This window comes from Marinomonas sp. GJ51-14 (assembly GCF_055808695.1).
In genome coordinates, this window is the sequence record NZ_CM147879.1 from 695,471 (window position 1) to 707,400 (window position 11,930).

The 11,930-nt window shown below is 41.2% G+C and carries 10 protein-coding genes; 7 read left to right on the top strand and 3 right to left on the bottom strand.

Annotation, left to right across the window (positions count from 1 at the left end):
• Positions 1–66: 66 nt before the first annotated feature.
• Positions 67–1,116 carry an A/G-specific adenine glycosylase gene (gene mutY, locus AC0L3Y_RS03380; protein WP_473468757.1) on the bottom strand — a complete coding sequence of 350 codons (1,050 nt, stop codon included), beginning with the start codon at positions 1,114–1,116 and terminating at the stop codon, positions 67–69.
• 62 nt (positions 1,117–1,178) lie between these two features.
• Positions 1,179–3,497, bottom strand: a complete 2,319-nt coding sequence (locus tag AC0L3Y_RS03385) for an AsmA family protein (RefSeq protein WP_473468760.1) — start codon at positions 3,495–3,497, stop codon at positions 1,179–1,181.
• Positions 3,498–3,744: 247 nt separating this feature from the next.
• Here AC0L3Y_RS03385 and hisB point away from each other — a divergent pair, with 247 nt between their 5' ends.
• The 4 genes from hisB to gshA all read left to right on the top strand — a co-directional run bounded on the left by hisB (position 3,745) and on the right by gshA (position 7,758).
• Complete coding sequence (hisB, locus tag AC0L3Y_RS03390) at positions 3,745–4,338, top strand: imidazoleglycerol-phosphate dehydratase HisB (RefSeq protein WP_473468765.1); 594 nt, start codon at positions 3,745–3,747, stop codon at positions 4,336–4,338.
• Positions 4,339–4,397: 59 nt separating this feature from the next.
• Positions 4,398–5,060: an imidazole glycerol phosphate synthase subunit HisH gene (gene hisH / locus AC0L3Y_RS03395; protein WP_473468768.1), complete on the top strand. Its 663-nt coding sequence runs from the start codon at positions 4,398–4,400 to the stop codon at positions 5,058–5,060.
• Positions 5,061–5,142: 82 nt separating this feature from the next.
• Entirely contained in the window at positions 5,143–5,916 is a 774-nt protein-coding gene (gene hisF / locus AC0L3Y_RS03400; protein WP_473468770.1) for an imidazole glycerol phosphate synthase subunit HisF, read from the top strand.
• Positions 5,917–6,165: 249 nt separating this feature from the next.
• Positions 6,166–7,758 (top strand): glutamate--cysteine ligase, encoded by a 1,593-nt coding sequence (gene gshA, locus AC0L3Y_RS03405; protein WP_473468772.1) that lies wholly within the window; start codon positions 6,166–6,168, stop codon positions 7,756–7,758.
• A 110-nt stretch (positions 7,759–7,868) separates the two neighbouring features.
• On the opposite strand, the gene yihA is transcribed toward gshA, so the two are convergent.
• The gene (yihA, locus tag AC0L3Y_RS03410) at positions 7,869–8,513 is read right to left on the bottom strand and encodes a ribosome biogenesis GTP-binding protein YihA/YsxC (RefSeq protein WP_473468774.1); all 645 of its coding nucleotides are present in this window, start codon (positions 8,511–8,513) and stop codon (positions 7,869–7,871) included.
• A gap of 347 nt (positions 8,514–8,860) precedes the next feature.
• Here yihA and AC0L3Y_RS03415 point away from each other — a divergent pair, with 347 nt between their 5' ends.
• The 3 genes from AC0L3Y_RS03415 to ubiE all read left to right on the top strand — a co-directional run bounded on the left by AC0L3Y_RS03415 (position 8,861) and on the right by ubiE (position 11,929).
• Positions 8,861–9,484, top strand: a complete 624-nt coding sequence (locus AC0L3Y_RS03415; protein WP_473468776.1) for a thiol:disulfide interchange protein DsbA/DsbL — start codon at positions 8,861–8,863, stop codon at positions 9,482–9,484.
• Positions 9,485–9,500: 16 nt separating this feature from the next.
• Complete coding sequence (locus AC0L3Y_RS03420; protein WP_473468778.1) at positions 9,501–11,033, top strand: GGDEF domain-containing protein; 1,533 nt, start codon at positions 9,501–9,503, stop codon at positions 11,031–11,033.
• 140 nt (positions 11,034–11,173) lie between these two features.
• Positions 11,174–11,929: a bifunctional demethylmenaquinone methyltransferase/2-methoxy-6-polyprenyl-1,4-benzoquinol methylase UbiE gene (gene ubiE / locus AC0L3Y_RS03425; protein WP_473468780.1), complete on the top strand. Its 756-nt coding sequence runs from the start codon at positions 11,174–11,176 to the stop codon at positions 11,927–11,929.
• Position 11,930 lies beyond the last annotated feature (1 nt).

Sequence of the window (11,930 nt, forward strand, 5' to 3'; positions counted from 1 at the left end):
AGAACTATGTGGCATCATCATTTCCAATCGCGATTACTTTCAAGCAAGTAGTCTAGCTCACTTGCCTCAATTAACTTGTTCTAAAATACTTCTAACTGGTGCAGGCAGACCAAGAGCTAAGGCATCTTGTCGACTGAACCATTGATATTTTTCACCTTCCATCACCATAGAAACATTTTCTATTTGGGCAAGGCTTGGGGAAATATCTAAATGATAGTGACTAAAGGTATGTCGAAAAGATGACAAAGGTATGACAGTGTTTACTTGGGTCGCAAAACGCTGCTCTATATGAAGCACGATAGAGTCATCCGATGCTAATTCAGGTAGGCTCCATAATCCTCCCCAAATCCCGGTTTGCGGCCGTTTTTCTAGCAATAGCTGCCCTTGCGAATTTGCCATAACCAAAAGTTGGATACTTTTTTCTGGTTTCGCGGCTTTTTTAGGTTTACGAATAGGAAATTGAGTTGGATCTGGCGAGCGTCGTGCTTGGCAGTCACTTTCCAGAGGACAAATCAAACATTGAGGCTTAGAGCGAGTGCAAAGCGTCGCCCCCAAATCCATCATGGCCTGGGTGTAATCACCACAACGTTCGCTTGGCATATAAGATTCGGCCAAGTCCCACATAGCATTTTCGGTTTTCTTCTCACCCGGCCAAGTTGGCACAGCATGAAATCGACCTAAAACTCGCTTTACATTGCCGTCTAAAATGGCCGCCTGTACACCACGAGAAATAGACAAAATAGCGGCCGCAGTAGAACGACCAATACCGGGTAATTCACACACACCTTCTACCGTTTTCGGAAACTCACCATCCAGTTCATCCACCAGCATTTTTGCTGCTTTATGCATGTTACGAGCTCTAGCGTAATACCCTAATCCACTCCAATGAGCCAATACCTCATCTTGTTCCGCATTAGCCAAGGCTTCAACATCAGGAAATGATGCCATGAACTTATGGTAATAAGGCATTACTGTAGTCACTTGCGTTTGCTGCAACATGATTTCAGAAATCCACACACGATAAGGTGTTTTATCTTCTTGCCAAGGCAAGCTTTTACGTCCGTGCTCATCAAACCACGCTAAAACACGGGGCGCAAAATTCTCTACTGGCTGCATTTCTTTCTCATGTTCATAGTGTTTCTTTTAGATAGCAAAAACCGATCTGGAAACCCTTGCTACTAAAATAAGTCTTTTAGTTTGTTTTTCAGCTTGTCTTTCAAGGCTTCTTCTTCCGCTTTACGCTTCGCTTCTAATTCGGCTTTAAGCTTGGCTTTTTCTGCTGCAACTTTTGCATCTAACTCTGCCTTAAGTTTAGCTTTATCAGCTTCAAGTCTCGCTTTTTCTGCCGCCACCTTGGCTTCTAATTCTGCTTTTAACTTAGCCTTTTCTTCATCCGCCTTCAGCTTTAACTCTGCCTTTGCCAAATCAACAAACAAAGAACCAAAACCTTTTAAGTCAGGACGGCATAAACCAACTAGATCATCACTAAACTGGCCACGACAAATAATAGGAAACGTCAACTTAGCGACCTTTTCATTCACAAGACAATCATCGTCTAAAGCGCTACCAGGAAAACCAACATTCACCTGATAATCCAATGAAGATTTTGTTAACGACACTACACCGTCACCGGTTACTTGAATACCTGCCGAACTAATATCAAGACCTGGTGTTGAAATTTGTCCATTAACAATACGTGCAGGAAATTTCATTGTTTCAAATGGCGTGTCTGAACCAAACTTGCCTTCATCTATGTTGGCCTTACGAGTGTATGCGATTCCTTCACAAACCGATTTGGTTAGGTTCATACCAACTAACGCTCCATTTCGAATATCAACCAGAAGATCGCCTTGCAAGGATGCCATTAGATCATCAAGGCTATTTCCTTTCGTGCTCAACTCACCACTTAAGTAAGTTGCACCTGAAATTTTGTCCATATCCATAAAATCAATCAACAGTGGTTGAATTTGAAGACCATCCATAGAGGGAGCGACATTGATCAAAGGTGTCTTACCACGGACATCCAAATTCACTGTTGAAGCAATGCTGCCTTCATACAAAGACGCTTTTAGTGGCGACACTTTCACTAACCCATTTGACTGAGTTGAGTCCAATTCTATCTTGTCGATCTTTAGGTTCTTAACAATAATGTCTTCAAAGGCAATACCAATGTGCCCATTCAAGCCACGGATTAACTCCACGGGAATCAAGTCACTGGTTTCTTCTGCAATTGCTGTAGAGCTAACAGTATCTGACGTAACTTTGGTTTCTTCAGGTGGCGTTGGTAAATAACGGTCTAGATTCAAATTTGCTCCTGCGATTCGCACATCCCAGCTCAATGGTGACAAATCCAGAACAGCATTAGCTTCTATTTTTGTATCATCTAAAACAATGGAAATAGGTTGCGCTGTAATGGCTTCTAAACTGCCTTCTAATGCAATGTTTGCTCGTACATTAGTGAATGCTGTGTCGTCTGACATATCTAGTGCTGGCAAGTTTAAAGATGCCATCACTTCACGAGGGTTAAAATCACCTAAAGATAAGGAAACAGAGAATTTCGGCTCACTCAGCACTTCATAAGCCTGAATATCAGCATCGATATTTAAACCTAATACGCTCAAAGCCAAACCTTCGATTAAAGCGTTCTCCTGTGGCAAGTCGAAATCAACTTTCGCGGCACTCAATTTTGCCTTGATAGGGCTCACGGGCAAGATCGCACTTTCTACTTCACCGGATAAAACCAAAGAATCTAATGATAGGGATTCTCTTGATGGAAATACGGCTAAGTTTGCATTTAATTGCACGGACGCTTTAATAGCTGAGTTACCATCTAAATCACTTTGCGTGACGGCGGCATCCATGACCATTGGCCACGCTTTATCCCATTGCACATCGTTCAATTGAACATTCAACGCTGCGCTTATCAGTTGATTGGTTTGCTCATCACGGTATTCTACTTGTGCGTTTTCGATACGAAGTTCATCAAGCTGTAAATCAGGCAATGTAAATTCAATATTTTCAACGGCAGCATCGTCTGTTGCTACAGTGCTTACTGGGTTATTTGTGTTGCTTGTTTCTGCTGTTGGTACGCTATTTGAGCTTTCTTCCGGTAAATCCAATTGCCAATTACCCTGGCCATTTTTGTCTTTACGTAGACTGGCTTTCAAGTTGACAAGGTTCACCTTATTCACCTGAATTTTTTGTTCTAACAAGGGCATAATAGCCAAACCAAACTCCGCTTTGTCGAACTGTAAAATTTCAGCATCGGCCCCTAATGCCACACCAATGTCTTCCAGCTCAAGTCCAAGCCAAGGAAAAAACGACCAACTAATATCGCCATCCAAACGTAAATTAACGCCAGCTTTTTCTAAAGCGACATTTTTAAGCTCATCTTTAAAATCGTTGGGATTAACAAATACAGTAACGTAGGCCAGTAGTGCAAAAACTAACACCAAAAGACTAGCAACCAGTAAAGAAAGTCGCTTTACCCAAACCATGATGAACTCCTTAAATAAATACAATGAAGTATGTGTTCTGAATCTTCATAAACACTCAACCCCAAAATTGGTTAAGTGGATTGCCTTATCATAGCATCCGAAGCCATGTATTATCGATCCAATAGAGACAACTCATTAAAAACACTGGGCCAAGGCATAGAAGCCTGAGAGCCCACGTTCTATAATGGGGAACTTATGTCATAACAGTGACCCTTTTTTGTCACAATCACGGTGGAGAAACCAATCAATGTCCGATCGCATTGCTAGTGTCGAGCGCAATACGCTTGAAACTCAGATCAAGGTGTCAATCAACCTAGACGGTACCGGTAAATTCAACTGCTTTACAGGCGTTCCTTTTCTTGACCATATGCTTGAGCAAGTGGCTCGCCATGGCCTGATTGATTTAGACATCCACGCGGTTGGTGACCTTCACATTGATGCTCACCACACAGTGGAAGATTTAGGCATTACCTTAGGACAAGCTTTTGAAATCGCGGTTGGTGATAAAAAAGGCATCAAACGTTACGGCCATGCCTATGTTCCTTTAGATGAAGCGCTATCTCGCGTGGTTATCGATTTTTCTGGTCGCCCTGGCTTAGAGATGCACGTGCCTTTTACTCGCGGTTCTGTGGGTGGTTTTGATGTGGATTTGTTTTCTGAATTTTTCCACGGCTTTATCAATCACGCAAAAGTGACTTTGCACTTAGACAACCTACGTGGCAAAAACACACACCACCAAGCGGAAACTATATTTAAAGCCTTTGGTCGTGCATTACGCATGGCATTAGAAGTTGACGAGCGTATGGCGGGGCAAATGCCTTCTACTAAAGGCTGTTTGTAAGATTCTTTAGTTTATCAACCCTCCTTTATTTGTATGTGTAAGGTGCGTGAGTGAAGTGTATGAGTGAAGTAAAAAAATCCACAGTTGCCGTTATTGATTACGGCATGGGCAACTTACATTCGGTTGCCAAAGCGCTTGAATACGTTGCGGATGAAAACACATCGGTTGTTGTCACAAGCGACCCTGCCGTAATTGATGCAGCAGATCGTGTGCTGTTACCTGGCGTTGGTGCCATTCGAGATTGTATTGGTGAAATGTACAATGCAGGCTTGGTTCCAAGTATTCATAAAGCCATGGCCGAAAAGCCTTTTCTCGCTATTTGTGTTGGTATTCAATCCTTAATGTCACACAGTGAAGAAAACAGTGGCGTAGATTGTTTGAATCACTTCAAAGGCAACGCGCTGTTCTTTGGTGAAAATCACAAAGACCATGACGGCAGTAAATTAAAAGTACCGCACATGGGTTGGAACCAAGTTAAACAAGCCATTAACCATCCTCTTTGGGTAGGCATTCCTGATAACGCTCGTTTCTATTTTGTGCACAGCTTTTACGTTGTGCCAGAAAATAAAGAAGAAGTAGCAGGAACTTGTGATTATGGTTTGGAGTTCTGTGTAGCTCTCGCACGAGACAATGTTTTTGCGGTGCAGTTCCACCCAGAAAAAAGCCATAAAGACGGTCTTCAGCTTTATAAAAATTTCATCCATTGGGATGGCAAGCCATAACAGTAGATAACCACTTAGATAAAATTTTATTAATGACGCTGATTAAGTCGTTAATAAAGCTTCAGAGATTAGGAGCCATGTAATGGGCTTAGCAAAACGAATTATTCCTTGTCTTGACGTAGACAATGGTCGTGTGGTGAAAGGTGTTCAGTTCGTCGATATCCGTGATGCAGGCGACCCAGTTGAAGTTGCTAAACGCTACGATGAACAAGGCGCAGATGAAATCACTTTTCTTGATATTACCGCCAGTTCTGATGATCGCGCAACAACCGTTCACATGGTAGAAGCCATTGCCAGCCAAGTATTCATTCCATTAACCGTTGGCGGCGGCATCCGTACTTGCGAGGATATCCGTCGCATGCTGAATGCAGGCGCAGACAAAGTCGGTATTAACACTGCTGCTGTTTTCAATCCTGAATTTGTCCGTGAAGCCGCCCAACGTTTTGGCTCACAATGTATCGTTGTAGCCATTGATGCTAAAAAAGTTAGTGCTGAAGGCGAAGCTGACAAATGGGAAATTTTCACCCATGGTGGTCGTAAACCGACTGGTTTAGACGCCGTTGAATGGGCTAAGAAAATGGTCGAATACGGCGCAGGTGAAATACTGCTAACCAGCATGGATCGTGACGGCACAAAAAATGGCTTTGATCTTGGCGTTACTCGCGCTATTAGTGAAGCTGTCCATGTTCCTGTTATTGCTTCTGGTGGTGTAGGTAACTTGGATCACCTTGTTGAAGGTGTAACAAAAGGCAAAGCGGATGCCGTCTTGGCCGCCAGTATTTTTCACTTTGGTGAATACAGCATTCAAGAAGCCAAACAATGCATGAGTGATGCTGGAATAGAAATGCGCTTGTGATCGTTATTTATGTCTTCTAGGTTTGTATTAGGGAGGCACGACCGTAATCAAACGATTGTATTCCGATTGCCGGATTACGCCTCGTACCTCGTCTAATCCGGCCTACATTAAGACTATTGGCGTTACGTTAAAGTCTGCATATTTTGTGCATGAGTAATCTCTCGCTTGCTGTTATTAAGCTCTGCCGAGTACAATCTTTTCCATTAAATTTTGCCTTAGCGTTTACGCCAACTTATAAAGGACGACTTCTTGACTACTTTAACCGATGCTTTACATGCACTGGCGAGCCACTGCCTAAAAGATACGTCTTTATCCACACTGACATTTCATCGCGGCGTAGAACGAGAAGCTCTACGAGTCAGTCATAACAAAGGACGAATTTCTCATTTACCACATCCTAAAGCACTAGGTTCTGCGCTTACCCATAGCTCGATTACAACCGATTACTCTGAGTCTTTGATGGAGTTTATTACACAGGTCCACCCCAGTGTTGAAGGCGTCATAACGGAATTAGAAAACATTCATAACTTGGTTAACCATGAGCTGCACAAGCAAGGCGAATCTTTATGGCCTGCAAGCATGCCTTGTTACTTAGAAGGTAATGAAGATGTTCCTATCGCTTATTATGGTGAATCGAATACAGGCAAATTGAAAAGTGTTTATCGTGAAGGTTTGTCAAATCGCTATGGTCGTATCATGCAATGTATCGCAGGTATGCATTACAACTTCTCATTTGATAAAGACTTTTGGAACTTCCTTGAAAACTATAAAGGAAAAACATCACTAACACCTGAGCAAAAACAAGATTTTCAGTCTGAAAGTTATTTCGCTTTGATTCGTAATTTTCGCCGGAGCTCTTGGATGCTTTCGTTATTCTTTGGCGCCTCACCAGCTATCGATGAAAGCTTTTTACCCAAAAAACCTAACATTCTAAACGAGCTAGAAAAACACACCTGGTTTGGCCCTAAAGCAACCTCTCTTCGTATGAGTGACCTTGGCTATCAAAACAAAGCTCAAGCCGATCTATATGTTTGTTACAACGAGGTTGATACTTATATCAACACGGTCAAAAAAGCCCTACAAACACCTTATCAACGCTATCAAGATATTGGCGTTAAAGTCGGTGGTAAATATCGCCAGCTAAACAGCAATCTATTGCAGATCGAAAACGAATACTACAGTGACATTCGACCTAAACGTGTTACTCAACCAGGAGAGCACCCGAGCGCAGCACTACAGTCCCGAGGGGTTGAATACATTGAAGTTCGCATAATGGATTTGGATCCAAGCTCTGCTATTGGAATGCAATCCTCTACTCTATACTTCATCGACGTATTTTTACTTTATTGTATGTTGCGTGGCGATGAGCGTTTAGGTATGGACGAATGTAGTCAACTACGAAAAATGCAGCAAGAGATTGCTTCCCATGGGCGTGATTTAGATATGAATTTTGATTTTGGCCAAGGGCCAATCAAGCTTCGTGATAAAGCATCAAGTATGTTGAATGAATTAGCCATGGTTGCAGATTTCTTATCTGAAAAGACAGACAATCCAGCGTATCAAGAAGCCGTTAAACTACAAGCTAGGAAACTGGAGGATGAAGCACTGCTACCTTCCGCTAAATTGTTAGATCGTTGCAAAGCTGAAAATGGCTTTCAAAATGCCATGCTAACACTGTCAAAAGAGCAACAAGCACAGTGGATGAAACAACCTTTATCTGATGAACTCATTCATGAATTTATGGAAAAAACTGAGCGTTCATTACGCGAGCAAGATGCTATCGAAGCAGAAGATACCGTCGATTTTGATACTTTCTTAGCAGACTATCTAAAACCACAGTAAAATTAAATTTCGGCTATCTTAGACCTAAGAAAATAAGGTCTATTTTTCAAAATACTAATATAAAAAAAGCCTCAATAGAGGCTTTTTTTATATTATTTCTCCTAATCCAATTAGGCGTTAGGAGAAATTGGAATTTCTTCTAGGTTCTCAAATACCAACCATTCAGCAAGCTTGATACGCAGATCATCAACACCATCACCATTTAAAGAAGAAAAGGTCTGTACTGAACCATCAACACCTAGGTTTTTAATTACTTTTTGAACACCTAACATGGTAGATTTTGCAGGACCACGCTTCAGTTTGTCTGATTTAGTTAATAGTACATGAACCTTCATGCCATTAGATCTTGCCCAATCCAACATCATCTCATCAAACTCTTTTAGTGGATGGCGAATATCCATAACCAAAACAACACCAGCCAATGAACGACGATTCATCAAATAATCTTGCATGTGAGCCTGCCAGACTTTTTTCATGGCAATAGGCACTTTTGCAAAACCATAACCTGGAAGGTCAATCAGACGACGATCTTCCACATTTAAACCAAAACAGTTAATAAGCTGAGTTCGGCCTGGTGTTTTTGATGTACGAGCCAGTTTCTTTTGGTTGGTCAAAGTATTTAATGCAGTAGATTTACCCGCATTCGAGCGACCAGCAAAAGCCACTTCAACACCCTGATCTAAAGGACATTGAGAAAGTTTTTCAGCACTTTTAATAAAATGTGCGGACTGGAAAGTAGAGTCAAAAGGTGTCATAAGTTGATATTCGTCAGTAAATTCAGATTAGCGTATGTTTTATCTTACCCAATGCAGTCATTATGCAAGATATTTAGTTGTATATAATGCCAGCAAACAGCCTGACATACCATGTTAAACACAAAAAGCAGATAGAATCTGAATAAATATCTAAGATCTACATCAATATAATACCTCGTTCCGGTAAAACGATATAAATATCCGTGATTTAATGGATAACATTGATGTAAATATTATGTAAACTTACTGGAAAAGCAGAACCTTTTGTCTGCGTAGGAATCGTATTTACTTACAATTCTGTGCATGATGTACAAAATACTTTTAGTAAACATGATTAGGAGCAATCCATGATAAAGCTGTTTTCAGCCTTAATACTCTCAATTTTTATCCCGCTAACGGCAGCAGCTGCTGACTATAGTGATGGTAATGGTTACACAACAATCAAAACACCCGTTCGAACTGCTGATCCAAGCAAAGTCGAAGTAACGGAAATATTTTGGTATGGCTGTCCACATTGTTACAGCCTTGAACCAATTACACTTGCATGGGAAAAAAATGCGCCAAGCGATGTTGACTTTAAATTCTTACCAGCCGTTTTTGGTCGTAACTGGTTAGCACATGCTAAAGCTTTCTATGTTGCTGATTTGTTAGGAATAGAAGATAAAGTTCGCGCAGATATCTTTAACACTATCCATGTTGAGCGTCGTCCTCTAAACTCTGAAGACGCACTGGCTAGCTTTTTTGCAAAATATGATGTGAGCGAAGATGAATTTCGTAAACTGTATAATTCATTTGCAGTCAATAGCCGCCTAAGCCAAGCTGATGCAAAAATTCGTGCTTACGGCGCTCGTGGCGTTCCTGGATTGATCGTAAACGGTAAGTATTTAGTCACTGCCGAAAGTGCAAATGGCAATGAAAATATTTATAAAGTCGTTGATTTCTTAATTGAGAAAGAGCGACAAGAAAAATAATACATAATGAGGCGATATGACGGAATCATCGAGTGACAAACTGATAGAAGTGTTACGTAAAGCCGTTTCTAGAACCAGTATGCTGGCTGAAGGAAATGACCCAGAACTTGATTCCGTCGTTCGCCAAATTAGACAAGCTACAACGAAAGGTGTAGATGCCAAAGCAATATTGGATGTGTTGAACAATGCTGAACCGCTTTTAATTAAAAGCGATCAGACACAGATGAATCGTGCGAAACAAGTAAGACATACGTTAGAAGCACTTATCGACCTTCTTGTAGAGCAAGGAAGTAACCCAGTCCCTCAGAATGAAAAGAAACAGCTCGAAGCACAAATTCGCTCACATTGGCAATCACCGGCACAGTGGCCGATATTACTAACAGGCTTTCTTGCACTAGTAGAAAAAACATTACATCAAGCGACAGATACCAGCGAACAACCCAAAAGCTCATTATTCAAACGTTTATTTAACCGAAGATCAGAGTCGGAGCATACGCAAAGTGATCAAGAAATCATGATGCGCATTAGTCACACGCTTGCTGGATTAATGAATAACCTACAACTTCCGAATTACTATGACGATGATATCGCCGATTTAGTAAAAGCATTACAAGGCAATAATAATTTTCAACAACTTCCAGGATTAATGGACGAAGTCATCAACTTCGTGATGATTGCCATAGGAAAGACACAAGAAAGCTTAGCCAATTATCTAACTCAATTAAATAAGCAACTTGCCAGCATTAACCAAACTGTCACGAGCAGCTATAATTCACAAAAATCTTTGTCTGAAAGCCGTGAAGGCTTCAATAACACTCTGCAGATGCAAGTAAATGACACATCGCAGGCAATGCAAGGCATAACCGATCTAAACAGTTTAAAAGCCCTAATCAATGATCGTTTATCAACCATCTCCAGCACAATGTCAGAACACCGCCAGCAAATGCAAGAACGAGAAAAACAAGCAAACCAATCTATCACCTTATTAAAAAACAAGGTCGTTAGAATGGAAAAAGACTCTAATTCTCTGCGCTCTCTCTTGCAAGAAAAGCTGGCTTTGGCCATGACAGATTCTTTAACTGGTTTACCTAATCGCACAGCTTATCAAGATACGGTTCTTCCACTTTGTAAAATGATACAAAAAACAAAAAAATCAGCCTGTTTAGCTGTTTGTGACATAGATCATTTTAAAAGGGTTAATGATACCTGGGGGCATTTGGCTGGTGATAAAGTATTGCGCCTGGTTCCTAAACAAATTCGCAATGCTTTAGCAAAAGAAGACCTTATCTTTCGTTATGGTGGCGAAGAATTTGTTATTATCTTTCCCAATACAACATTAGCTGAAGCTGCCAGCCGTGCAGAAACCATTCGAGCAGCGGTGGAAAAGACCCCTTTCAATATGCAAGGTGAGCCAGTTTCGATTTCTGTTTCAATTGGTATTGCTGAATTACAAGCTCAAGAAGATCCAGAGTCTTTGTTTTCCCGCGCAGATAAACATCTCTATATGGCGAAAGAGTCGGGGCGAAACAAAGTCATCGCGCACAAATAGAATAGATAAAGCAGTACCAGAGCGTTACTGTCACGGTTACAATAGCGCCATTCATATTGAACACAGCACTCAAAGAAAGTGCCAACACATTTGTAAAAAAGAAAACGGCACGCGATAACGTCACTAGGATGAAACAGTTTATGCAAGACGATCAGAACAAAACCACTCACTTTGGCTTTAAAGAAATTCCAACAGATGAAAAAGTACAAGCCGTTGCGCAAGTCTTTCACTCTGTAGCTGCAAAGTACGACATTATGAATGACCTTATGTCTGTGGGCGTACATCGTCTTTGGAAGCGCCACACCATTAGCCAATCAGGTGTTCGTGCTGGTAACTGTGTGTTAGATATTGCCGGGGGCACAGGGGATTTAACACTTAAATTTTCTCGCTTAGTTGGCAGTCAAGGTCAAGTTATTCTTGCTGATATTAACGACTCTATGCTTAAAGTGGGTCGTGATAAGCTAGCAAATCAAGGGATAGTTGGTAATGTGAAATTTGTTCAAGCCAATGCGGAAGCTTTACCTTTTCCTGATAATACATTCGATTGCATCACTATTGCCTTTGGCTTAAGAAACGTCACAGATAAATCTAAAGCCCTAGCCTCTATGTATCGTGTTTTGAAGCCAGGTGGTCGTTTATTAGTATTGGAATTTTCTAAGCCAAAATCTGAGATGCTATCGCAAGTTTACGACCAGTATTCTTTCCGTCTTCTACCTGCTATGGGCAAACTAATAGCCAATGACTCAGAAAGCTATCGTTATCTTGCGGAATCTATCCGTATGCACCCAGATCAAGAAACATTAAAAAGCATGATGGATGAAGTTGGCTTCGAGCGTACAAGCTACCAAAACTTAACTGGCGGTATTGTAGCCCTGCATAAAGGGTTTAAATTCTAAT